24 protein-coding genes are annotated in these 21,712 nt (G+C 63.9%); 6 read left to right on the top strand and 18 right to left on the bottom strand.

Annotation, left to right across the window (positions count from 1 at the left end):
* Nucleotides 1-209 precede the first annotated feature (209 nt).
* Both FJ434_RS25365 and FJ434_RS25360 read left to right on the top strand, forming a co-directional pair.
* Nucleotides 210-983, top strand: coding sequence for an AraC family transcriptional regulator (locus tag FJ434_RS25365; protein WP_246673967.1), 774 nt, complete (start codon nucleotides 210-212; stop codon nucleotides 981-983).
* 214 nt (nucleotides 984-1,197) lie between these two features.
* Nucleotides 1,198-5,745: an autotransporter domain-containing protein gene (locus FJ434_RS25360; RefSeq protein ID WP_181166065.1), complete on the top strand. Its 4,548-nt coding sequence runs from the start codon at nucleotides 1,198-1,200 to the stop codon at nucleotides 5,743-5,745.
* A 60-nt stretch (nucleotides 5,746-5,805) separates the two neighbouring features.
* On the opposite strand, the gene FJ434_RS25355 is transcribed toward FJ434_RS25360, so the two are convergent.
* The 5 genes from FJ434_RS25355 to FJ434_RS25335 form a co-directional block, all read right to left on the bottom strand.
* A complete protein-coding gene (locus tag FJ434_RS25355) occupies nucleotides 5,806-6,687 on the bottom strand; it encodes a DMT family transporter (RefSeq protein WP_140751417.1) in 882 nt (293 codons plus the stop codon).
* Nucleotides 6,688-6,833: 146 nt separating this feature from the next.
* Nucleotides 6,834-8,072, bottom strand: coding sequence for an arsenite efflux MFS transporter ArsK (gene arsK / locus FJ434_RS25350; protein ID WP_246678370.1), 1,239 nt, complete (start codon nucleotides 8,070-8,072; stop codon nucleotides 6,834-6,836).
* Nucleotides 8,053-8,466 carry an arsenate reductase (glutaredoxin) gene (arsC, locus tag FJ434_RS25345; protein ID WP_140713832.1) on the bottom strand — a complete coding sequence of 138 codons (414 nt, stop codon included), beginning with the start codon at nucleotides 8,464-8,466 and terminating at the stop codon, nucleotides 8,053-8,055. Before arsC ends, arsK begins: the two co-directional genes overlap by 20 nt.
* Complete coding sequence (locus FJ434_RS25340; RefSeq protein WP_140751419.1) at nucleotides 8,463-9,170, bottom strand: MIP/aquaporin family protein; 708 nt, start codon at nucleotides 9,168-9,170, stop codon at nucleotides 8,463-8,465. Before FJ434_RS25340 ends, arsC begins: the two co-directional genes overlap by 4 nt.
* Entirely contained in the window at nucleotides 9,167-9,520 is a 354-nt protein-coding gene (locus FJ434_RS25335) for a metalloregulator ArsR/SmtB family transcription factor (protein WP_140509414.1), read from the bottom strand. Before FJ434_RS25335 ends, FJ434_RS25340 begins: the two co-directional genes overlap by 4 nt.
* A 42-nt stretch (nucleotides 9,521-9,562) precedes the next feature.
* On the opposite strand from FJ434_RS25335, the gene FJ434_RS25330 reads away from it, so the two are divergent.
* Entirely contained in the window at nucleotides 9,563-10,099 is a 537-nt protein-coding gene (locus FJ434_RS25330; RefSeq protein ID WP_140509412.1) for a DUF6428 family protein, read from the top strand.
* Between the two features lie 54 nt (nucleotides 10,100-10,153).
* Here FJ434_RS25330 and FJ434_RS25325 read toward each other — a convergent pair whose 3' ends face one another.
* Together FJ434_RS25325 and FJ434_RS25320 are read right to left on the bottom strand one after the other, a co-directional pair.
* On the bottom strand, nucleotides 10,154-11,236 hold the full coding sequence (locus FJ434_RS25325) for a histidine kinase dimerization/phosphoacceptor domain -containing protein (RefSeq protein WP_140751421.1): 1,083 nt from the start codon (nucleotides 11,234-11,236) through the stop codon (nucleotides 10,154-10,156).
* A 262-nt stretch (nucleotides 11,237-11,498) separates the two neighbouring features.
* Nucleotides 11,499-12,965, bottom strand: a complete 1,467-nt coding sequence (locus FJ434_RS25320) for a hypothetical protein (protein WP_140751423.1) — start codon at nucleotides 12,963-12,965, stop codon at nucleotides 11,499-11,501.
* 207 nt (nucleotides 12,966-13,172) lie between these two features.
* Here FJ434_RS25320 and FJ434_RS25315 point away from each other — a divergent pair, with 207 nt between their 5' ends.
* Nucleotides 13,173-13,820, top strand: coding sequence for a sulfotransferase family protein (locus tag FJ434_RS25315; protein ID WP_246673964.1), 648 nt, complete (start codon nucleotides 13,173-13,175; stop codon nucleotides 13,818-13,820).
* Nucleotides 13,821-13,905: 85 nt separating this feature from the next.
* Here FJ434_RS25315 and minE read toward each other — a convergent pair whose 3' ends face one another.
* The 3 genes from minE to minC all read right to left on the bottom strand — a co-directional run bounded on the left by minE (nucleotide 13,906) and on the right by minC (nucleotide 15,985).
* On the bottom strand, nucleotides 13,906-14,178 hold the full coding sequence (gene minE, locus FJ434_RS25310; protein WP_027144293.1) for a cell division topological specificity factor MinE: 273 nt from the start codon (nucleotides 14,176-14,178) through the stop codon (nucleotides 13,906-13,908).
* Nucleotides 14,175-14,990, bottom strand: a complete 816-nt coding sequence (minD, locus tag FJ434_RS25305; protein ID WP_027144292.1) for a septum site-determining protein MinD — start codon at nucleotides 14,988-14,990, stop codon at nucleotides 14,175-14,177. Before minD ends, minE begins: the two co-directional genes overlap by 4 nt.
* 152 nt (nucleotides 14,991-15,142) lie before the next feature.
* On the bottom strand, nucleotides 15,143-15,985 hold the full coding sequence (gene minC, locus FJ434_RS25300; protein WP_140751425.1) for a septum site-determining protein MinC: 843 nt from the start codon (nucleotides 15,983-15,985) through the stop codon (nucleotides 15,143-15,145).
* Between the two features lie 445 nt (nucleotides 15,986-16,430).
* Between minC and FJ434_RS29985 the strand changes: the two genes are divergently transcribed.
* Nucleotides 16,431-16,775: an AAA domain-containing protein gene (locus tag FJ434_RS29985; RefSeq protein WP_210243211.1), complete on the top strand. Its 345-nt coding sequence runs from the start codon at nucleotides 16,431-16,433 to the stop codon at nucleotides 16,773-16,775.
* Nucleotides 16,776-16,790: 15 nt separating this feature from the next.
* Here FJ434_RS29985 and FJ434_RS25290 read toward each other — a convergent pair whose 3' ends face one another.
* From FJ434_RS25290 to FJ434_RS25255, 8 genes are all read right to left on the bottom strand, one after another.
* Nucleotides 16,791-16,940 (bottom strand): hypothetical protein, encoded by a 150-nt coding sequence (locus tag FJ434_RS25290; protein ID WP_140509404.1) that lies wholly within the window; start codon nucleotides 16,938-16,940, stop codon nucleotides 16,791-16,793.
* A gap of 49 nt (nucleotides 16,941-16,989) precedes the next feature.
* A complete protein-coding gene (locus tag FJ434_RS25285; RefSeq protein WP_027144288.1) occupies nucleotides 16,990-17,277 on the bottom strand; it encodes a hypothetical protein in 288 nt (95 codons plus the stop codon).
* Between the two features lie 167 nt (nucleotides 17,278-17,444).
* Nucleotides 17,445-17,768 carry a DUF2934 domain-containing protein gene (locus tag FJ434_RS25280; RefSeq protein WP_140508670.1) on the bottom strand — a complete coding sequence of 108 codons (324 nt, stop codon included), beginning with the start codon at nucleotides 17,766-17,768 and terminating at the stop codon, nucleotides 17,445-17,447.
* Between the two features lie 122 nt (nucleotides 17,769-17,890).
* Entirely contained in the window at nucleotides 17,891-18,490 is a 600-nt protein-coding gene (locus FJ434_RS25275) for a BA14K family protein (protein ID WP_140508668.1), read from the bottom strand.
* A 107-nt stretch (nucleotides 18,491-18,597) separates the two neighbouring features.
* The gene (locus FJ434_RS25270; RefSeq protein WP_140508666.1) at nucleotides 18,598-19,107 is read right to left on the bottom strand and encodes a DoxX family protein; all 510 of its coding nucleotides are present in this window, start codon (nucleotides 19,105-19,107) and stop codon (nucleotides 18,598-18,600) included.
* Nucleotides 19,108-19,410: 303 nt separating this feature from the next.
* A complete protein-coding gene (locus tag FJ434_RS25265) occupies nucleotides 19,411-19,890 on the bottom strand; it encodes a tetratricopeptide repeat protein (protein ID WP_140508664.1) in 480 nt (159 codons plus the stop codon).
* A gap of 30 nt (nucleotides 19,891-19,920) precedes the next feature.
* Entirely contained in the window at nucleotides 19,921-20,892 is a 972-nt protein-coding gene (locus FJ434_RS25260; protein WP_140751427.1) for an MBL fold metallo-hydrolase, read from the bottom strand.
* A 118-nt stretch (nucleotides 20,893-21,010) separates the two neighbouring features.
* Nucleotides 21,011-21,232, bottom strand: coding sequence for a DUF680 domain-containing protein (locus FJ434_RS25255; protein WP_140751429.1), 222 nt, complete (start codon nucleotides 21,230-21,232; stop codon nucleotides 21,011-21,013).
* A 280-nt stretch (nucleotides 21,233-21,512) separates the two neighbouring features.
* Between FJ434_RS25255 and FJ434_RS29920 the strand changes: the two genes are divergently transcribed.
* On the top strand, nucleotides 21,513-21,650 hold the full coding sequence (locus tag FJ434_RS29920; protein ID WP_181166066.1) for a hypothetical protein: 138 nt from the start codon (nucleotides 21,513-21,515) through the stop codon (nucleotides 21,648-21,650).
* The last annotated feature ends 62 nt before the right edge of the window (nucleotides 21,651-21,712 follow it).

Raw genomic sequence — 21,712 nt, 5'->3', positions numbered from 1 at the left:
TTTTTTAAGCCGTGGACAGTTGTCGAGGTTCTCCATTGTCGCGAAAGACGGTGCTTTCATCGGCTCGGTTGCCACCGCATCTTGACGAACGAGAACGATTTTCCCCGTGGCAAGACATCCATGTCGCGGAAACATGGTCGGCCGAATACGGCAGTCCGGAAAACCCGCACTTCGAAGCCACCGCTGTCGGTTCAGCGGTTCTCGGCCAGATGTCCGGACCGGTCAAGCACGCCACAAGCAAAGCGAGCAACATCGCCAATGACGACAAGGACGGCTATTTGCTGCTGATCAACAAGGCCGACACCGTGTTGTCAGGGGTACATGTCGGCCGCGAATATGCCGTCGGTCAGGGAGAGGCCGTGCTTGTCACCGCATCGGAAGCTCTGAAAATGAACGGTGCCGACAGCAATGTCTGGATGAATGTGGTGGTCCCACGCGCGATCCTCCTGCGCGCCTTCCCGCGGATCGATGACAGGCTGGGGCTGAAGATCGGCGCCGACAGCGAAGCCCTCGACCTCCTCAAACGCTATTGCCTGCTTCTTGAAAGCGGCAGCCCGCTTGCCTCGGTGGATTTGATCACGCACGCGACGGACACGATCGTGGATCTGATCGGCCTGGCGACCGGCGCAAAAGGTCGGGCTGCCGAACTGGCCGGACTTCGCGGCCCGCGCGCTGCCAGACTGGAGGCCGTCCTGGCAAGGATCGCCGAGGATTTTATCGATCCCGGCATCTCCGCCCAAAGTGTTGCCCAACAACTCGGCCTGTCGGTGCGCTACGTCCACGACCTCCTTCAGGAGACGGGAATGAGCTTCTCCGAACGCGTTCTCGAACTGCGTCTGCGGAGCGCCCACAGAATGCTCTCGCACAAACACAGCGACATGCGGGTCAGTGACATCGCCCTGACAAATGGATTCAGCGACGTATCGTACTTCAACCGCTGCTTTCGTCGCCGCTTCGGCCATACGCCGACAGGCGCCAGATAAGTTTTGCGGCTTTCGCCAGCAGTCCGGTATCCGCCCCGTGCGAGGCCGTTCCGCATCGCCCTGCGTGACCGATGACGCCGAACTGCCACAGTGCGCGAAAAAGGCACGGCACCTCACTCCAGTCCAATTCCAGTGCGGCCTTGCCCAAGACAACAGCCGGCCGCCGATGACATGTCAGCCTCAGGGCGAAACGACTGTCATGTCAGGGGATCGAATGCCGCGGAATGGTTTTGTAGGCCGCAAGGCTAGCGCTTTGAAATATCTGGCGCTGACGTCGACGGCGCTGGTCGGCCTTGGCCAGCCGATCCCCGCTTCGGCAGCCGAGATCTGGACCGGCGCCACCTCCACGGATTGGTTTACCGCCGGAAACTGGAACCCCGCCGCTGTTCCGACATCGAGCGACGATGTCATTCTCGATCCGGTGTTCCCGCACCCGACCGTGGTCAATGCGGCGAATGCGGCCGCCCATTATCTGCTTATGGGCACCATTTCGAGTTACTCGGGCTCGCTGGCGATCACCAATGGGGGCACCCTCTCCGACACTGCCGGCTATCTCGGCTACGCTTCGGACGCGAGCGGCACCGTGAGCGTCACTGGAGCAGGCTCCGTCTGGAGCAACAGTTCGGACGTTTTCCTTGCCTTGAGCACCGGCAGCACAGGCACCTTGACGATCTCCGGCGGCGGCGCTGTGAGCGACAAAGTGGGTCATGTCGGCTACGGCCTGGGCACCGGCACCGTAACGGTGGACGGCCCGGGCTCGACATGGACTAACAGTGCAGATCTCTACGTCGCCGAATTTGGCACCGGCACGCTGGACATCACCAATGGCGGCGTGGTCAGCAATGCCATGGGCACCATCGGTTGGCATGCTGGCTCCACCGGCACGGCGACGGTTGACGGCGCCGGCTCGACCTGGACCAGCAGTTCGTCGCTCTTCATCGGCCATGCCGGCGCCGGCACTCTGACCATCTCCAACGGCGGCGCTGTAAGCAATTCCCTCGGTTCGATTGGTGAGCAGGCCGGTTCCAGTGGCTCGGCGACTGTCACCGGCGTCGGCTCGTCCTGGACCAATTCCGGCAATCTGCTTGTCGGCTGGGGCGGCGCCGGCACGCTCACGATCCAGAGCGGCGGCGTGGTGAGCAGCGCCAGCGGCCAGATCGGCTCCAAATCCGGCTCGACCGGCGCCGTGACAGTCGCCGGCGCCGGCTCGTCCTGGACCAATTCCGGCGAGCTTTATGTCGGCTGGAACGGCGCCGGCACGCTGACGGTCCAGAACGGTGGCACGGTGAGCAACACCAACGGCTATATCGGTGAAAATTTCAGCCCGGCCGCCGCCGCGACGGTGGACGGCGCGGGCTCGCACTGGACCAATTCCGGCTTTCTCTCCATCGGCAATTACGGTGCCGGCGCGCTGACGATCCAGAACGGCGGCGCGGTGAGCGCCATGGCGGGTTACATCGGCATCAATGCCGATTCGAGTGGCACCCTTACGGTCACCGGAAGCGGATCGACATGGAGCGACACGAGCGGCCTCTACGTTGGGTATGGCGGCACTGGCTTACTGAACATCCAGAACGGCGCCCTTGTCAGCAGCAACATCGGCTTTGTCGGTGCCACGGCGGGCTCGACGGGCGCGGCGACGGTCGATGGCATAGGTTCGATCTGGAGCATCGCGTCGAGCCTGTTTGTCGGCGACGCCGGCACTGGCACGTTGACCATTTCGAATGGCGGCACGGTCAGCAATGGCGCGGGGGCCATTGGCGCGAAAGCAGGCTCGACCGGCATGGTGTTCGTCGATGGCGCGGGTTCGACCTGGACCAATAGCGGCGATATGCAGGTCGGGCTCGATGGTTCCGGCACGTTGAACATTACAAATGGAGGCAGTGTCAGCGATGTCAATGCCGTGCTTGGGTACGGTGCCGGCGTAGGTACCGGTATCGTGGACGGTGCGGGTTCGAATTGGTCCAACAGCGGCTTTCTACAGGTCGGCGCCGGTTCGATCTCCACATTGGCGATCACGAATGGCGGCGTCGTAAGCGCCGGAAGCGGTTCGGTGGATTCTTCGAGCAAGGCAACTGTCGATGGCATCGGCTCGACCTGGATGAACATCGGCGACTTTACCGTGGGCGTTGGCGGAGCAGGCACCGTTTCCGTGTCGGGAGGTGGTGCCCTCAACGACGTAGACGGCACTTTAGGTTACTATCAGGGCTCCAGCGGAACCGCGACGGTGGATGGCGTGGGTTCGAACTGGGCGAATACCGGCAAACTCATTGTCGGCCAATCAGGAACCGGCACGATCGACATCATCAATGGCGGCGCCGTCAGCAACCAGACTGGCTCTGTGGGCTACGACGTCGGGTCCATGGGCACCGTCACGGTCGATCGACCGGGTTCGAGCTGGACCAATTCTGGCGACCTGTTCCTCGGTTTCAAGGGCGCCGGCACTCTCCAGGTCGCGGATGGCGGCCATGTCCTCAACCAGGCCGCGCTCCTCGCGGTGTTCGAAACCGCGACCGCCACCGTGACGGTGGACGGGGCGGGATCCTCCTGGAGCACCGATGACAATCTTATCCTGGGAAGCGCCGGTCACGCGACACTTTCCATCTCCAGCGGCGGTTCAGCGGATGCGGATTCCGTCTTTGTCGGCCAGGCGGCGACAGCCACCGGTGCGGTTACCGTCGACGGCGTGGGCTCGAAATGGACCAACAAGAACGGCATGTATCTTGCCGGTCTCGGAAGCGGCACTCTTGCCGTCACCAATGGCGGCGTCGCCTCCGGCGGCGGCACCTACATGGCGTTCGCCGCCGGTGCCACCGGCCAGGCAACCGTTGATGGCCCGGCCTCGCTCTGGGAGATGCACGGCGACCTGGATATCGGTTTCGGCGGCACGGCTTCGGTGACACTCTCCAACGGCGGCACCGCTCTGGTGGACGGCGTTACCGTGATCGCCAGCCAAGCCGGCTCCGTCGGCGCGCTTAACATCGGCGGCGCGGCGGGCTCCGCGGCGGCGGGCGCCGGCGTCCTCGATTCGGCCACCTTGCAGTTCGGCGCCGGCACCGGCACGCTCAATTTCAACCATGCCAGCGCGAACAATGGCTTCGCTTCGGCGATCAGCGGACTGGGGACGATCAACCAGATCGCCGGCTACACCAAATTGACCGGTAATTCCTCCGGCTTCACCGGGACGACGAACGTTCTCGGCGGCGGCCTCTATGTCAACGGCTTGCTCGGCGGCGCGATCAATGTCACCGGCGGCCTGCTTGGCGGGTCGGGCACGGCAGGCAGTGTGACCATTGCTTCGGGCGGGACCTTTGCACCGGGCAATTCGATCGGCACGATCAATGTCAGCAACACAGCCTTCTCGGCGGGTTCGATTTATGCCGTTGAAGTCGAAAGCGGCGGCACATCCGATCGGATCAGCGCCACCGGTACGGTGACGATCGGCGGCGGCACGGTCGACGTCATCCCCTATCCGGATTATGCGACCGGCACGACCTATACGATCGTCACGGCGGCGGGCGGTGTCACCGGCGCCTTCGACAAGGCCAGTCTTGAAACCGGCGGCTCGATCTTCATCGCGCCGACGCTCACCTATGACGCGAACAATGTCTATCTCAACCTGGCCAAGGCAAGCTTTACCAGTGTAGGCCTGACGCCGAATCAGATCGCCACCGGCGGCGGCGCCGAAAGCCTTGGCAGCGGCAATCCGCTGTTTGATGCCATCTTCGCCCTGCCGAGTGAAGCCGCCGCCCAGGACGCTTTCGACCAGCTTTCGGGCGAAATTCACGCCTCGGCCAAGGGCATGCTGCTCGAGGACAGCCGCTTCGTCCGCGACGCCGCCAGCAATCGCATCAGCGCCGCCTTCGGCGATATTGGTGCGGCAGCGTTGCCGGTCATGGCTTATGGCGAAGGCGGGCCCGAAATGGTCGCCGCCGATACCGACCGCTTCGCCGTCTGGGGCCAGGCTTTCGGTTCGTGGGGCAGTACTGACAGCGACGGCAATGCCGCCGCCTTCGACCGCTCCACCGGCGGCCTGCTGGCCGGCGCCGACACTTTGGTCGGCGGCTGGCGCGTTGGTGCTCTCGGCGGCTACAGCCATTCGTCCTTCGACGCCGACGATCGCAATTCCTCCGGCAAGAGCGACAACTACCATCTCGGTCTCTATGGCGGCACCAATTGGGGCGCCATCGCCTTCCGCGGCGGCGCCGCCTACAGCTGGAGCAGCCTCTCGACCAAGCGCTCCGTCGCCTTCAACGGTTTTGCCGACGCACTGTCGGCCGATTACGATGCCGGCACCGCGCAGGCGTTCGGCGAGCTTGCCTACAAGGTCGATGCCGACCGCTTCCACTTCGAGCCGTTCGCCAATCTCGCCTATGTCAATGTGAGAACCGACGGCTTTAGCGAACAGGGTGGTGCGGCGGCACTGACCAGCGCCGGTTCGAACACCGACGCCACCTTCACCACGCTCGGCATGCGCGGCTCGACCGATTTTGCGCTTGGCGGCGTCAAGACCACGGCGCGCGGCATGCTCGGCTGGCGTCACGCCTTTGGCGACGTCACGCCGACTTCCGCCCTCGCCTTTGCCGGCGGCGATCAATTCACCATCGGCGGCGTGCCGATCGCCAGGGACGCAGCGGTGATCGAGGCCGGCTTCGACCTCAACATGTCGGCCAACGCGACGCTCGGCCTGTCCTATACCGGACAGTTCGGCGGCGGCACGGTCGACCAGGGCGCGAAGGCAAACCTCAGCGTCAAATTCTGACGACAACAGGCCGCCGGCTCGCGCCAAATTGACGTCGCCGGGCGGTCCTGGCGTCCGCCCCTACTCCGGCGAAGGTACCGGCGGCTTCGAGGTCAGCGCGGTGCCGGCGGCGGCCACGATCACGGCGGCGATGCCGGCCAGTTGCGGCATGGTCAGGCTTTCCCGCAGGAATAAAAACCCGGCCAGCGCGCCGAGCCCCGGTTCCAGGCAGGTCAGCGTGCCATAGATACGCGCCGGCATGCGGGTCAGCGCAACCATTTCCAGGAAGAACGGCAGCGCGCTGGAAAACAGGCCGACGAGCAGTGCGCTGACCAGGATCGATGGCGCGAGCAGCGCCGATCCTGCTTCCGCGATGCCGAAGGGCAGCACCAGCACGGCTGCGATCGCCATGCCATAGGCGGTGGTGCGGGTGCCGAGCTCCGCGCCCGCCTTCTGCGCCAGCATGATATAGAGCGCCCAAAACCCGCCGGCCGCCAGCGCCAGCATCACGCCGATCGGGTCGAGCGGCTTTAGCGAGTGGATGAAGGGCGACAACAGCACGATGCCGGCGACGGCAAGCGCGATCCAGGCAAAGTCGCTGGCCCGCCGCGAGGTCAGCGTCGCCACCAGCAGGGGACCGGAAAACTCCAGCGCCACCGCGACGCCGAGCGGGATCCTGGCAAGCGCTGCGTAGAACAGAAGATTGAGCGCGCATAGCGTCACCCCATAGGCGACGAGCCACGGCAGAGTGGCGCGTGAGGGCCGCATCTGCCAGGGCCTCAGCACCGCGATCAGCATCAGCGCGCCGATGACCAGCCTGAGCGTCGTCGTGCCTTGCGCGCCGATCACCGGGAACAGCGTCTTGGCGAAGGTGGCGCCGATCTGGATCGACACCATGGCGCCCATCAGTGCCGCGACCGGCAAGGGTGCTGCTTCGCGGCTGGCAACCGGCATTGATGTCACTTGTGCTTCATCCTCCATGCCGGCAGGCGCAAACCTGCTGGCAGGAACGCAATAGGCTGAACCGGCCTTGCTGTCGTGAGACAGCGCGGATGCCTCGATGAGGGCACGGTCAAATGGCATGAACCGGCGGGCATCGCCGTCGGACATCACACCCGGTCGTTGCGCGCGTTCGGCAGTCTGGTGATCGCCACAAGGACGAGCAGCGCGGCACTGCCCAGAAGCGCCATCGCTCCGAGCGACCAGGCAATGCCGATATGCACCATGGCGAATGCCAGGGCAAAGGGCGCCACGGCCGAGACGATCAGCCGGGCCGCCATGACCCGCCCCTGCAGCCGGCCGTAGCCCTCGCTGCCGAACAATGTGAGCGGCAACGAGCCTGTGACGATGCTGAAAAGCCCGTTGCCCATGCCGAAGACGACGGCGAACGCCATCGCCCCGGCGATTGAAGGCGCGGTGCTATCCAGCACGACCACACTGGTTGTCATCAGGCTGGCCGAGATAGTGGCGAGCATCAGGGGCGACAGCTTGCCGCCGAAGACCATGTTGACGAAGCGGCTCAACACTTGTGAGGGCCCAAACAACGTTCCGACCATGGCGGCGGTCGCGCCGAGGCCAAGCCCCGAAAGCAGCGGCACCATATGCACAAGCACGGCGGCGGCGATCAGGTTCTGCAGCGAGAAGGCAGTGACCATCAGCGCAAGGCCGAGCGGCCGCGAGGATGCGGGAAGCGATCCCCTGATATGCCGTGGCGGAGCGTTTGCCGCCCGCCTCCCTTTGGCCAGCCCATGCGAGAGCCAGGCGTGCAGTGGCAGGCAGACAAGCAGGTTCAGCCCTGCGAAGACAAGATAGACGCTCTGCCAGGACATGTGCGCGTGCAAGGCTGACGTGATCGGCCAGAACACGGTCGATGCGAAGCCGGCAATGAGGGTGAGATAGGTGATGCTGCGTTGCGCGGCATGTGGCCTTATCTGCACCAGCAGCGCGAAGGCGGCGCCGTACTGCACCAGGTTCGATGCCACTTCGAGGACGATCAGCGCTGCCACGAAGGCCACGGCTGTGGGAGCGCAGGCGCAGGCGGCCAGTGCCGCCGCTGCAAGGACCGAGCCGGCGGTCATGATTTTTCCGGCGCCAAAATGGTCGATCCAGCGTCCAAGCCACGGCGCCGTCAGGCCGCCAACCAGCAAGGCGGCCGAAAGCGCGCCGAAAATCCATTCGGTCGGCCATCCCAAATCCCTCGCCATGTCGGCGGTAAGGATACTGAAGCTGTAATAGAGCGTGCCGTAGCCGATGATCTGGGTGACCCCAAGGGCGGCAATTGCGGCTGTCGGCGCGCGTTCCGAGGCATCGAGCTCGGAAAGGCCCCGATCACCTGATGCCACGGTCACCGGTGACCACCTCGCCGTCTTCCTTGGTGAAATGGGTCGCCGGATGGTCAAGCAGGTCGAGCACAAGCTCGGACGGCCGGCACAGTCGCGTCCCCCTGGGCGTCTCGACGATCGGCCGGTTGATCAGGATCGGATGCTCCAGCATGGCGTCGAGCAGCTGCTCGTCGGTCCATTTGGGATCAGCCAGGTCCAGCTCGGCATAGGGCGTGCCCTTTTCGCGCAGCAAGGCGCGCACCGGAATTCCCATGGCCGCGATAAGCTGGCGCAGGCGGTCCCGGCTGGGCGGATGTTGCAGATATTCGATGACGACCGGCTCCTCGCCGCTTGCTTTGATCATGGCAAGCGTGTTGCGCGAGGTGCCGCAGTCGGGATTGTGGTAGATGGTGACGGTCATGGCGTGGCCTTGACGGCAAGAGGTTGGATTTCGGATTGCGGCTGCAGCAGCCAAGTCATCAGCGCCAAGGCAATGCCGGCGCCGGCGAACTCGGCGGTGATGAAGCCGGGAAGACTTGCCGGGCTGATTCCGGAATAGGTGTCGGTGAACGCCCTTGCCACCGCGACCGCCGGATTGGCGAAGGACGTCGAGGCGGTGAACCAGTAGGCAGCGGTGATATAGAGGCCGACCAGCCACGGCACGGCAGCGCGTTCGAAGCGCAGGCCCGCGAGGATGACGGCGAGCAGGCCGAAGGTCGCGACGCCTTCCGAAAGCCACTGCGCGGCGCCGGTGCGGCCATGCGTCGACAGCGCCAGCGGCGCCAGCCCGAACATCAGATGCGCGATCATTGTTCCGGCAATGCCGCCGGCAAGCTGGGCCAGTATATACAAGGTGCAATCGCTGGCCGACAGGCGGCGCGACAGAGCGAGGGCGAGCGACACGGCCGGATTGAAATGGGCACCGGATATTGGGCCGAGGATTGTGATCAGCACGACCAGGCTCGCACCGGTTGGCAGCGTGTTGCACAGAAGTGCCAGTGCGCCGTCGGTCGTCAGCGACTGCGCCATGATGCCTGAACCGACGACCGTAGCCACCAGCAGCGCCGTGCCGAGGCTTTCCGCGACCAGGCGGCGCGGCAGGTCGAATTGGCGCTCGACCGTCATTGAGCCGTCTCTTGCGCATCGGCCGCACAGCAGCCCGGCGCCAGCGCCGGCGCGCAAATCTCCTGCCGTCCGGAGCAGCAATCCTCCATCAAAAAGCGGATGAGCCCGCTCAGCGCTTCATATTCGGCGCTGTAGACCATGGACCGGGAATCGCGGCGCACGCTTACCAGCCCAGCCCGTTCGAGTTCCTTCAGGTGGAAGCTCACATTCGACGCCGAGACCTCGACCTTCTCGGCGATGGCGCCTGCGGCAATACCATCAGGACCCGCGATCACCAGATGCCGCAGGATGCGCAGACGCGTCTCCTGCGAAAGCGCCGCGAAGGCGGACAGGGCTTGACGTTCATCCATATTTCAACAATCCTAGAAATATTGAAACAAGGATTACCGCACATGCCCGCCTCTGACAATCGGGAATTTGAACTCTCCATCGTCAGTGATCCCGAGGACATCACCATCGCTGGCCTGCTGGGGTTCTTGGCCGGCCACAAGGACAGGCAGCTGGTGTTTTTCTACGATGGCCGGCCGGTGCGGCCCGGCTACCACGTCACCGAGGTGAAGGCGGGCACGTTCGCAGCGCTGGACTGCGGCGCCAATCCGGAAGCCTGGGCCGAGATCTTCGTCCAGCTTTGGGACGTCGACGAGGACCGCACGCATATGCCGGCCGCGAAATTCTCCGCGATCATCCGCAAGGTGACGGAGCATGTCGACCTCGACCCTTCCGCGCGGCTCACCTTCGAGGTCAGCAACGGTGCGCACCCGATCGCGCTTTATCGGGCCGCCCTTCCCCGGCTGGTCGACGGCGCGGTGCATGTCGAGCTTTCGCCCCGGCCGGCAAGCTGCAAGCCGCGCGACCGTTGGCTGGAGGAAGAGCGGAAAGCCAAGGCCTGTTGCGAGCCTTCCGCCGGCTCGCAACCTTGCTGCGGATAGATCACAGCAGGCTGGCCGGTCCAGCGTGGGTGAAGCGCCATTTCAGTATCCAGTCTAGGCTGCGGCGGCAGAGCGCTTGAACACGATTGTGACCCGGGTGCCTTCGCCAGCGCTGGAGGTTACATGGAACTCCGCCTTGGCGTTCTCGCTCAGCGACTGTGCGATGAGCGCGCCGAGCTTGCCTCGCTTGGGCCAGCTTTCGCCGTCCGGCAACCCGATCCCGTCATCGGCAACGACGACGCGGCAGCCATCCCCGTTTACGACGCTGTGCAGGGTGATCGTCCCGCTGTCGCGCCCGCGAAATGCATGCTTGAGCGCATTGGTCAGCAGTTCGTTGACCACCAAGCCAGTGGGCATGGCAACGTTTACCGAGACCGGATAGGTGTCCACTTTCATGTCGAGGCGAATGCCCTCGACAGCATGCGAGGCCATTACGGCGGACGCGATCTGGCTGAGATAAACGCCGAGATCGACCTCTTCCTTGTGCTCCTCGCCCGACAGGGTCTGATAAAGGATGGCCAGGGCGTCGACGCGGCCGGCCAGTCTTTCGAAGCGGTTGCGGTCCGGCTCGGCCGCGTTGCGCGTTTCGAGACGGATCAGGGCGGTGATCATCTGCAGATTGTTCTTCACCCGATGCTGCAATTCCCGCAACAGCGTGTCCTTCTCGCGAACGCGCTCTTCGATCGAGCGCGCATCTTCGGTCTCGCCATGGGCCGAGACGTCGACCAGAGCCACCAGCCGGAAGCAGGCTCTGCCATTGTCATCCTCGATGACGTTGGAATAGACGTCGACGATTGCAGGCTTGTCCTCGGCCCGCTCCAGTCGGAAGGTACCGACGAAATCGGTTTCGTCGACCACCGCACTTGATAGCGCGCGATCCTTCTGCTGGTGCAGGCCGATGCCGGAAAGTGCCGCCCAATTCTTCTGGGCGAGCTTGGCCGCCTTCAGACCGGACAGTTTCTCGAACTCCGGATTGGCATAGACGACACGTTCCTGCCCGCTGACATCCGAAACGGCGATTGCAATTGGCACCTGGTCGAGGAACTTCTTGAATTGTTCGCTTTCCAGCGCGCTGGCAAGGTCCGGCGTTTCGAGCAACTGCTCGACCGTCTCCGCCTTATCCGAATTCGATGTCATCTGCTCATCCAGGAATTTTCTGATGCTATCAATATCAGCGAGGTATTGCGCGAGCTATCGCCAAAGCGGCATTGCCACTGGCACAATGAGCAGGCCGGCACCAGCCTGGTCTCACGCAGCGGTCAATACCGAAGACCGGTAGGTGATGAAATACTGGTCGCGATGCGCCTGGCGACCTCGACGGCCGCCGCTTTCGACCGCCCGACATTGAACAGCGCACGCTAAGCGCAAAGCGCTGGGCAACGAGACCTGCGGAGCCGAGCTACGACGTGGCACGCAGGTTCCTGCGGATGGGCCGCCTGCCCGTTGCACGGGCTTTCTCGGCCACCACGGCGGCGATCTCTACCACCTCGCCTTCGCGCGGTCTGCCGTTGGTGGCCTTGTGGAGCCGTTCGTAGGGCAGCAATTCCTTGATCCGGGCATTGAGCGACGCGATTTCGGCCCGCAGATCCTCGCATTCCTGCCGCTGGACATCCCGTTGTATGTCCTCCGACGCCTGCTGCAGCGTGAGCTGCGAAAGAGTGGCGTTCGCCCTGGAAAGGCTCAGCTTGTCGGCTTCGTTCTCATCCGTGAGCGCGGACAGTCTTTCATCGGCGATCTTCTTTTCGGCCACTGCGTCGTCCAGCTCGGTCTTGAGCCTGGCCATCTCGGCGGCGGCCGCACTGTTCTCGTTGGAGGCCCGCTCCAGCCGCGATTCCAGATCTTGTATCTCGGAACGCAATCCGCGCATTTCCGTCTGGGCGCGAGCCCGTTCGGCTTCCCAGTCGCCTTGCATCATGCTGGCCGACTCGGTCTTTTCCGCCAGCTTGGCCTGTGTCGCCTCGAGCGCCTTCTGCAGCCGGATCTCCTCTTTCTCGCTCTTGCCGAGCGCCGCCATCAGTTCTGCAAGCCGCGCCGCTTCGCTGGCGTGGATTGTCGAAAGCTCGTCCAGCCTGTGGCGCGCCTGGGTCTCCCGCTTCAGCACCTTGTCGAGCTCGGCTGACAGGCTGACATGTTTTTCCCGCAGCATCTTGCTCTCGCGCAGGCGCCTGTTGGCTTCGACCGTCCTGGCCGTCAGTCGGTTGGCGATGTCGCCGAATTCCGCGTCGCGTTTGGCGCTGGCATTGGCCGTCTCCGTGAGCTCGAGCCTTACCGCCGCAAGCGTTGCGCGAAGCGTCTCCCGGTCCTGGACCAGGCTTGTCTCGCGCTGCTGCAGCAATTCGCACGCGCCGTCACGCTCGCGCAGCTTTGCCGCCGTGTCGTGCAGCCTGTCCGACAGCGTCCTTTGCTCCGCGACCAGGCCGGCATTCGCGAGCTCCAGCTCGTTGGCGCGAAGAATGTCGGTGTGGAGGATGTTGAGGAATTCGCGCGTCAGATGGTGCGAGGTCGAGATCTCCGACAGTTTGCCGTTGATCTCATCCAGATAATCCCTGGCGTCGTGGAACATCCCTTCGAAGGCATTCAGCGCCGCCAGCCGGGTCTGGGCATGGGGGGTCAGTCGTGGCGCGGTTTCGGCAGTTTCGGCATTGCCCGCGTCATCCGGATTGTCCGCGGCATCCGCATAGTCGGCATCGGCTTGTGGTGGCGAGGCATCGGCACCAGACCCGGCATCGGGGACACCGTCGCCCTTTGGCGGTGACTCGAATTCGCTGTCGAGGCTGGCATCCAGGGCGTCCGCAAGATCGTCCTGCAACTCCTGGAGGGCATTATCTACGTCTTCAGCACGCTTGATCAGGCTCTTGAAGTTCATACGGAACTCCCTCTGTACGCAACCAAAACCGGATATTTAACAAACTGCTAATATGCATCCTTACATCCGCTTATTCCGCAGGGGAAGCCCCCCTTGGAAAATGTAAATTTCCGACATTGGCGATTTGGATGCCGCGAGCAGCCAGTGCCGAGCCTCCGGCGCAGACCGTGGCGTTCGCGACGGTGTGAACGTGGTGTGCAGCCTGATATGCTGCCGGCAAACGGCTTGCAGGTCGAACGGGAGGGCGTGGAGATGTCGATCAAGGTGATCGGAACCGGCTTCGGCCGAACGGGCACGGATTCGATGCGCGAGGCGCTGGCCATTCTCGGCTTCGGCCCCTGTCATCACATGCAGGAAGTGAACGGCAACGAGGAGCAGAAACGGATGTGGCGCGCGCTGGCCCAAGGTGCCACGCCGGACTGGAACCAGCTGCTCTCGGGCTATGTCTCCTGTCTGGACTGGCCCTCGGCGTACTACTGGCGCGAACTGATCGAATTCTATCCGAATGCCAGGGTGATCCTGACCTACCGTTCGGCCGAAAGCTGGTGGGAGAGTTTTGAAAAAACGATCGCGGCGGGACTTGAGCAAAGCGTGGATCAGGAATCGCTGGGCCTTGTCCTGATCGCGAGGCAGGTGTTCGGCGGCCGGCCTGGCGATCGAGCGCATGCCATTGCCTGCTACGAGGCCAATGTCCGTGCGGTGTACGCTGGGGTGCCACCGGAGCGGCTGCTGGTCCACGCTCTTGGCGATGGCTGGGAACCGCTGTGCACCCATCTCGGCGTTGCGATACCGGATCAGGACTATCCCAATCGCAACAACGCCGCGGGCTTCAGGTCGAGATTTTCGCTGAACTGATCTGGACGCATACCGGCGGTGCCGGCCCGGCAAAATCCGGGTCCCTCGCCCCTCTGGAGCGGGGCGAGGAAAAGGCGGGGCGTTTTTACCCCGCCATGGCCAGCGGCACGGCGCTCTTGTTGGGGATCTGGATGTCGATTTCCAGCGTCGACATGGTCTCGCCGCGATCCATCGAGACCTGGAGATAATCCTGGTCGATCTGCACATGCCTGGCGATCACAGCCATGATCTCCTCGCGCAGGATGGAGACGAGATCGGGCTGGCCACGGCTGCGGCGCTCATAGGCGAGCAGCACCTGCAGCCGCTCGCGCGCCACCGGCGCGCTGGTGCGCCGCTTGAAGAGGTCGAGGATGCTCATGCGGCCCTCCTTCCGAGCAGACGGTCGAGAAAACCCTTGCGTTCGAAGGGCACCACCACCGGCAAATCTTCGCCTTCCAGCCGCCTTGCCGCTTCGAGATAGGCTTTGGCGGCGTTGTTGAGCGGTTCCGACAGCGTCACCGGCGAACCGAGATTGGAGGCGCGCAGCACATCCTGGCTTTCCGGGATGATGCCGAGCAGCGGTACCGACAGGATTTCCAGCACGTCGTCGATCGAGAGCATTTCGCCGCGCGCGGCCCGCGCCGCGTCATAGCGCGTGACCAGCACGTGCTTGGCGATCTGCTCGCCCTGTTCGGCGCGCATGGTGCGGGCGTCGAGCAGGCCGATGATGCGGTCGGAGTCGCGCACCGACGACACTTCCGGATTGGTGACGATGACCGCCTCGTCGGCGAAGCGCATGGCGAGCTGCGCTCCGCGCTCGATACCGGCCGGGCTGTCGCAGAAGACATAGTCGAAGACCGATCGCAGCTTGTCGATCACTTCGCCGACACCCTGCTCCGTCAGCGCATCCTTGTCGCGCGTCTGCGAGGCCGGCAGCAGGAACAGCGTGTCGACGCGCTTGTCGCGGATCAGCGCCTGCGACAGCTTGGCTTGACCCTGGATGACATTGACGAGGTCGAACACCACGCGCCGCTCGGCACCCATGATCAGGTCGAGATTGCGCAGGCCGACGTCGAAATCGACCAGCGCCACCTTCTTGCCGGTCTTGGCGACCGCGGCACCCAGCGCGGCCGTCGAGGTGGTCTTGCCGACGCCCCCCTTGCCCGATGTGACGACCACTACCTTGCCCATGGAAAAAGCCTCCGTTGACTGTTGTCGTTTGTTATGCCGTGCGCCGCACGGTCAGAGCCTGCCATCATGCCATCCCAAACCGGTCTGAAGCTTGCGCGCGCGGCGCATGTCCCGACCGGAACCGTGAAACCCGGCGTCAGCATCGCGCCGCCCTAGTTCAAGGGCACGACGGCGAGCATGTCGCCTTCGAGGAAGGCCTGCACGGCCTTGCCGCGCGAGACGCCTTCCATCTCTTCGGCCGTGGTGTACCAGCCGTCGACCGAGATCAGTTCCGCCTCGTTCCTGCGGCAGAAGATGCGCGCTGACCGATTGCCCTGCGAGCCGGCGATGGCGCGGCCACGCAGCGTGCCATAGACATGGATCGAGCCCGCCGCGATGATCTCCGAACCGGACGCGACCGAGCCGAGCACGATGACATCGCCATGCGGATGGAAGATCGACTGGCCCGAGCGGATCGGCGACTTTACCATCAGCGTGCCGGCCTGGACCGCCTCCACCACGCCGGCTTCCGTCGCCTTGGCAGCCTTGCCCTTGCCGGCCTCGGCCTTGATTTCGACAGGCTTGCCGTCTTCGGGCTTGCCGGCGTCCTTGCCGTGATCCGAAAACACCGTCTCCAGTTTGCCGGCTTCTTCCAACGCCTCCGCCTTGCCCTTGCGGCCGGAAAGCAGACCGTCCGAAGTCGCCTCCTTGGCGCCGGTCAAAAGCGGCGGCAGGTCAAGCCCGAGCGAAGCGCCTTCGAGCTCGATCGCATAGACCCGGATACCGCGCGCACCGAGCGAAGCAACCAGCAGCGCGATATCGGCGACCTCGGGCTTCAGCACGTTCAAATCGAGCACCACGGGGCGCCCGGCAAAATATCCCGGCGAATTGCCGATCCAATGATCCAGCCCCTCCAGCCAAGCGGAAATCGGCGCCTCCGGCGTGAGCGAAAAGGCCACGAACGAACGGGCGCGAAAACGGATGGATTTTGTTTCGACGGGGGCGGCAAAGGTCACGGCCAGCGAATCCTTACTGAGAGGTAAACGCTAGGGGGTTAATGGTTAACGAATGGTTAACGGGGAGGGGTGGAGAGAGAGTTGGACCCGAGGTTTCTGACAGCGTGGAGGCAACCATACTGACCGTTTGCCTGGAAACCAAATCTGGCACGCGGGAAGTTGGGGTGCCCCTTCTGGTACATCGGCGGTGCGAAGAGCCTATGTTCAGTATATCGAATGCAATTGCCTATGAGAATCTGATGGTCCAAGCGAAGACTCCAAGATCTCGCCTATCCGGGACTTCTAGGGCCTTCGCAGTGGATCGATGTGGAAGGGCGCGGACAGGAGAAATGGTGCCAGCGGGAGGGCGAGGTATTGCTGGATATGCTCAGGCAACTCCGCCAACAAGAAATCGCACCTGACTTTTACATTGTGACCCCGTTTGTGGTGGTACAGGATCGCATGCGTGAAATGTTGCGCTCGCGGTTTGCTTGACGGATGGGTCGAGAATCCCTTCACCTGGGTGTACGAGCGCGTCGGAACAGTCCACACGGTCCAAGGGCGAGAAGCTGAGGCAATTTTCTTCATCCTTGGAGCACCCAATGCCGAGCAGCGTGGCGCGCGAGGGTGGGCAGGCGGACGACCCAATCTGCTGAACGTCGCCGTCACGCGGGCTAAGGAGGTCGTGTATGTCATTGGGAAGCTCTCTGGAAAAGCGCGGGTGTATTTCAGTCGCTTGATAAATTCTTGTTGTAGTGAATCAAGAAGGCATTGCCGAACAGTTGGCCTGAGCTGTGGTGGCAGGGCCTAAAGCAGATTCGCCATCTCACCCCCGCTTGAAATACTGCACCTCCCGCTCATGCTTCTCCGCCGCCTCCCTCGTATCGAACGTCCCCAAATTCCGCCGCTTCCCCGTCTTCTCGTCCTTCTTCCTTGAATAAAGCCGGTATTTTCCGTCCTTCAGCTTCCTGATCATCGGTCTCTCCCTTGGCGAAGGGCCCGGCGATCGCCGAGCCCTTCCCTTGTCAGTCACGGTGTTCGGGCATGGCTTTCAGCTGGTCCTTGGTCCAGCTGGTCACGGCGTGGACGTCGCCGTCCTCGTCGCGCATGAAATCGAGTTCGTTGGCGGCGACGGCGACCGGTTTGGCGCCGATGCCGAGGAAGCCGCCGACATCGATCACGACCTGGCCGCTGCCATGCATGTGGTCGACGGAGCCGATCTTCTCGTCGTTGGGGCCGTAGATCGTCGCGCCTTCAAGCGTGTCGGGGGTCAGTTCGGCGGGGCGGAGCCTTACGTGGTTTGCGTGGTCCATGAGTGCATCTCCTCTGGGGGTTGGGACAGGGTGAACCTCCGAGGCGGCCAAGGGTTCCGACATTGCCGCGGATGACGGAAGTAGCGGGCGCGCGGATTTTGAGGGCCGCTCGATTAATCATCTTCTCATCAAGCCGCGCCAACGCATTGTCTCGAAATGCCTCGCGTTCAGCGCCTGCGCTTGGCCTTGAGGTTGCGCGCGGCCTGCTCGATCGCGGCGCGGTCGGTGCCCAGGCGATCGAGCAGCGCCTGCGCCTCGTCGCCCGATATGCCGGCGCGGATGGCCAGTTCCTCTACCGTCAGCACGTCGGAGCTGGCGATCTCGCCGGTCTGCGGCAGCGCATCGTCGGCCGTCAGCGGCAGGGCGGCTTCCCGGTCGATCTCCATCTCGGCCTGGCGCCAGTGCCGGTCATGGTCGCCATGCGCGCCGCCTTCGCGCTGCCAGATCTCGTAGGCGCGGTTCCTGATCTTGTCGTCACGGTCGTCGCTCATATCCATTCCTCCACTCATGTGAGGCATGAACGCCGCGCCGATCCGAACGATCCAAAAAATCTGCGTGATCTCTGGGATCACAAGGCACCTTTCAGCCGCGCCCGGCCTCCCGCATCCGGCTGCTATTCGCATTGGCGCCTGGGTCCGCCGGAATAGGGCTGGTAGCTGTTGTCCTCGGGCCGGTAGGAGCGATAGCGGCTGAAGCAGGAATCGACATGGTCGGCGGAAAGCCCCGCCGTGGCGACCGAAGCGGCGTCGCCCGTCTCGGCATAGCTGACTTCGGCTGAAGGCTTTGCGCCCTGGTCGGCGCCGGCGTCGAGATAGGGCGATACGCAGGGGCGCAGCCGCCCGCTATAGGACAAGTAGCTGTTGTCGTCGGGATGGTAGGAGCGGTAGCGGCTGGCGCACCACTGGAGATGGGACGCCGGCAGGACCGCGTCGCTTGCGGCGGGCTCGATCGAGCCGGTCGCGGCCGGATCGGGTGCCGGCTCCTTGGCGGCGATGTCGGGCGGGGCGGGCTGGTCGGCCGGCAAGCGTTCAAGGTTCTGCGCCGCCTTGTTCACCGGCCGCGCGTTCCTGGTCCAGAGCTCCGCCACGCTGACAGTCGGCCTTGCCTCATGCGCAGGCTTGGCGGCAAGCAGCCAAGCGGCAAAGGCGAGCCCGCTGCCGAAAACCGCCAGCGTCAAAACGAAGCCGCTGACCAGTGCTACAATCGCTTTCACGTCACGCTCCTTCAGCCCCTGCTTATAGAATGCGGAGCATCAAGGCTGGTTCCAGCAAAGTGCGTGTCGCGAGCGTGTCCGGATGAGGCGCGCGGGCCCAGCTCCCCTCAAACCGGCAGCCCCAGGGAAAACTGGTTCTCCACCGCCAGCAGCGCCGCCACCATGTCCTTGTCGCGCTGCCGCTGCTGCAGGTAGCCGGCTAACAACCAGTCCAGCGAGAACCTGCCGGCGCCCGCCACGGCCAGCACGAACATGCCGCCCGCGATGGCCAGATCCTTTTCGAAATGCAGCAGTTCGTTCCGGCTGGCGAAGTCGGTGTGGAACAGGGTTGCCGTCGCCAGGCAGAACAGGCCGAGACCGATGGCGCCCAGCCGCGTCAGCAGGCCTGTTGCGACGGAAAGCCCTGCCCCCAGTTGCAGGGCCACGGTGGCGATGAACAGCGGCAGGCTGACACCAAGCGCCGCCATCGCCTTGGCGGCGCCTTCGAAATGGGTGGCCAGCGTGACGCCCTCATGCAGGAAGATGAGAGAAAGCAGCAGGCGACCGGCGATCAGGGCCGCGTCCCTCAGGTATTGTCTGGTGGCGTGCAGCTTCGCGGCGCGTTCGTTCAGGGTCATGGTCGGGCTCCGATATTTTGGGCACAGGCGACGTCAAGCGGGGATGGCGCCTGCCGAATGTTATGTTCGAAAGGGCCGGAGCCGGTTCGAGGGAGAGGCGCCGGCTCCGGCAATGGGCGCCAGCCACGAGCGCCCGAACTTTGGTGTGTTGGGGATGGTTAGCGCCAAGGCCCCCTCATCCGGCCGCTGCGCGGCCACCTTCTCCCCGCCGGGGAGAAGAGGCTTGCGCTTGTGCCGGCTCCTTCCTCTCCCCTCGGGGAGAGGTCGGATCGCAATTCGGTTGGCAATCCGGGTGAGGGGAACTTACTTCGTCACCTTGGTGTCGATGGCCTTTTGCAGGTCGGAAAGCTCCTCGCAGCCGGCCGGGCAGAGTTTCTGCAGCGAGGCCAGTTGCTGATTGGCCTTGGCCATGTCGCCGGTCTCGACATAGAGCTCGCCCAGATATTCGCGGGCCGCCTTGTGGTCGGGCTTCAGCTCCAGCGCCTTGTTGTAGTAGGTCAGCGCGGTGTCGAAGTCGCCGGTCTTGCGCAGTGTGAAGCCGAGCAAATTATAGACGTCGGCCTGCTGATTGTCCTGCGCGAGGTCGCGCAGATCGGCCAGCGCGCCCTTATAGTCCTTGGCGTCGAGCTTGGCCTTGACGGCGGTGAGGTCGGGCGCGTCGGCGCCCTCGATGTCGTCCACCGCAAAGGCAGGCATGACTGTGGCGACGGGAACGACGGTCAGCGCGGCAATGGCGCCGAGCAGGCCGAACAGGGCGTTTCTGCCCAAAAAGGATCGTTTCATTGTCTGTCTCGCTTGGTTGGGTGCTGGCGCTCAAATCTGCACGGGAGTGAAGCCATAGGCGCTGCCGTCCTTGACGAAGACGCCGGTGCCCGGGAACGGAAAGTGCGAGCCGGAAATGTGGATGTTGTCCGCGATCACCCGGTCGATGATCTTGTGGCGCGTGGCGATCGCCGTCGGCCCGTCCTGGTCGTAGGCGCCCTGCCATTCCGGGTGCGGCGCCAGCAGCGCCGGCACATACATGGTGTCGGCCGAGATCATCAGCTGCTCCTTGCCGGAATTGGCCAGATACACCGAATGACCCGGCGTGTGGCCGGGTGCGGCGATGATCTGGATGCCGGGCACGACCTCGGCGCCGTCCTCGACCAGCTTCCAGTTCTTCCATTTCGGGAAGTTCTCGGCGATGCGCTTGCCCGCCGGCTTGCGACCCTCCGGCAGCTTGGCCAGACGGCTGGGATCGGTCCACCAGACGTACTCAGTGGCGTTGACGATCAGCTCGGCATTGGGGAACACCGGCGTGTTGGTGCCCTTCTCCATCAGGCCCCAGACATGGTCGGGGTGGAAATGCGAGATCATGATAGTGTCGATCGCCTTGTAGTCGATGCCGGCGGCGGCCATGTTGGCCGGCAGATGCGTGGCGTTGGCCTGCCACTGGCCGACGCCCGAGCCCGCATCCATCATGATCAGCCTGCCGCCCATCTTGAGCACGGCGACGGTGAGCGGAATGGGCATGAAGTCGGTGGTCAGCCCTGCCTTGGCGAGTGCCGCCTTGGTGTCGTCGACCGAGACGTCCCTGATGAAGGCCGGGTCATGCGGCTTCTTCCAGATGCCGTCATAGATGGCAGTGACCTCGATGTCGCCGACCGTGTATTTGTAGAAGCCGACGGTGGGCTCCACCGGCGTCTGTGCGAAGGCGGGCCGGGTGAATTCCAGCTTGCCGGCAAGGCCGAAAGCGGCAGCGGCGGCGGCGGATTGAAGCACTGTGCGGCGTGTCATGCTGAACATGGTGATCTCCTCTGTTGAGTTGTGGCTACTTTTTGAACGAATGACGGAGGACCGCCGGCCCTCCGTCGCTGACCGCGGATCGGAGCGGCACCGTCGGGATCCGGCGCCGACCATGAACTCAGCGGCCCCAGATGCCCTGGCCGGGTTCCTCCGCATCAGATTTCATCGTCGCCTGCACGCCGTGGCGGACCATGTCGGGCTTGGCGGTAGAGGCGGTGTAGGTGTTGTCGACCGTCACGGCGGCCGGCGTGATGGTGCTCGTGCCGAAATGATCGCTGCCGGCAAAGACAGAACTCGAGGCGAGCAACATCGCAGCCACGCTGAGGGCGAGCTTGGTCATTCGGTAAATCCTTGTTTCGTTTTCCAGGGTCGCGGCCGCAAGATTGCCCCGCTTGCAGAGAAGACCCGGAAGGGCCGTGCTTTATTCCCGGGGGCGGTGAGATTTTTCTGGAAGGGCCGAAACCGGCGGCAGCGGCCATGCGGAAGGGCGCACCCAGACACAATCCAGAAACAAGTTTTAACAGTTCGGAAAAACTGGCGAAAAGATCGGATGGCATAAGCATCCCTCAACGGCCGGAAATCCGGCCGCCACACAGGCATACGGGGTTTGGGTACGGGCGATGCAACGAGGTTCGAACGGATGGATGGGTGCCCTGCCCGGCATGTCGCTCACCGACGGCAGTGCCCAGGCGATGCGCACGCCTCCGCCCCGAGCCGATGCTCCCGAACATGTGAAGACGGAGCGGCTGGTTCTGTGATAACCGCCCGGCCAAAGAGGACCCGGCGGTCAGCGATCGCCGGCCGGGATTCCGGAATCTTC

It is taken from the genome of Mesorhizobium sp. B2-5-13 (assembly GCF_006440535.1).
Lineage (GTDB): Bacteria > Pseudomonadota > Alphaproteobacteria > Rhizobiales > Rhizobiaceae > Mesorhizobium > Mesorhizobium salmacidum.
Note: the sequence above shows the minus strand (reverse complement) of the source record. Positions and strands in the feature narration are given on the sequence as shown.

What these genes read in the sequence shown, in the direction of transcription:
- FJ434_RS25365 (WP_246673967.1), top strand. Translation starts at nt 210, where the DNA reads ATGTCCGGACCGGTCAAGCACGCCACAAGCAAAGCGAGCAACATCGCC.
- FJ434_RS25360 (WP_181166065.1), top strand. Translation starts at nt 1,198, where the DNA reads ATGCCGCGGAATGGTTTTGTAGGCCGCAAGGCTAGCGCTTTGAAATAT.
- arsC (WP_140713832.1), bottom strand. Translation starts at nt 8,466, where the DNA reads ATGACCGTCACCATCTACCACAATCCCGACTGCGGCACCTCGCGCAAC.
- FJ434_RS25340 (WP_140751419.1), bottom strand. Translation starts at nt 9,170, where the DNA reads ATGACGGTCGAGCGCCAATTCGACCTGCCGCGCCGCCTGGTCGCGGAA.
- FJ434_RS25335 (WP_140509414.1), bottom strand. Translation starts at nt 9,520, where the DNA reads ATGGATGAACGTCAAGCCCTGTCCGCCTTCGCGGCGCTTTCGCAGGAG.
- FJ434_RS25330 (WP_140509412.1), top strand. Translation starts at nt 9,563, where the DNA reads ATGCCCGCCTCTGACAATCGGGAATTTGAACTCTCCATCGTCAGTGAT.
- FJ434_RS25325 (WP_140751421.1), bottom strand. Translation starts at nt 11,236, where the DNA reads ATGACATCGAATTCGGATAAGGCGGAGACGGTCGAGCAGTTGCTCGAA.
- FJ434_RS25320 (WP_140751423.1), bottom strand. Translation starts at nt 12,965, where the DNA reads ATGAACTTCAAGAGCCTGATCAAGCGTGCTGAAGACGTAGATAATGCC.
- FJ434_RS25315 (WP_246673964.1), top strand. Translation starts at nt 13,173, where the DNA reads ATGCTGCCGGCAAACGGCTTGCAGGTCGAACGGGAGGGCGTGGAGATG.
- minE (WP_027144293.1), bottom strand. Translation starts at nt 14,178, where the DNA reads ATGAGCATCCTCGACCTCTTCAAGCGGCGCACCAGCGCGCCGGTGGCG.
- minD (WP_027144292.1), bottom strand. Translation starts at nt 14,990, where the DNA reads ATGGGCAAGGTAGTGGTCGTCACATCGGGCAAGGGGGGCGTCGGCAAG.
- FJ434_RS25290 (WP_140509404.1), bottom strand. Translation starts at nt 16,940, where the DNA reads ATGATCAGGAAGCTGAAGGACGGAAAATACCGGCTTTATTCAAGGAAG.
- FJ434_RS25285 (WP_027144288.1), bottom strand. Translation starts at nt 17,277, where the DNA reads ATGGACCACGCAAACCACGTAAGGCTCCGCCCCGCCGAACTGACCCCC.
- FJ434_RS25280 (WP_140508670.1), bottom strand. Translation starts at nt 17,768, where the DNA reads ATGAGCGACGACCGTGACGACAAGATCAGGAACCGCGCCTACGAGATC.
- FJ434_RS25270 (WP_140508666.1), bottom strand. Translation starts at nt 19,107, where the DNA reads ATGACCCTGAACGAACGCGCCGCGAAGCTGCACGCCACCAGACAATAC.
- FJ434_RS25265 (WP_140508664.1), bottom strand. Translation starts at nt 19,890, where the DNA reads ATGAAACGATCCTTTTTGGGCAGAAACGCCCTGTTCGGCCTGCTCGGC.
- FJ434_RS25260 (WP_140751427.1), bottom strand. Translation starts at nt 20,892, where the DNA reads ATGTTCAGCATGACACGCCGCACAGTGCTTCAATCCGCCGCCGCCGCT.
- FJ434_RS25255 (WP_140751429.1), bottom strand. Translation starts at nt 21,232, where the DNA reads ATGACCAAGCTCGCCCTCAGCGTGGCTGCGATGTTGCTCGCCTCGAGT.
- FJ434_RS29920 (WP_181166066.1), top strand. Translation starts at nt 21,513, where the DNA reads ATGCAACGAGGTTCGAACGGATGGATGGGTGCCCTGCCCGGCATGTCG.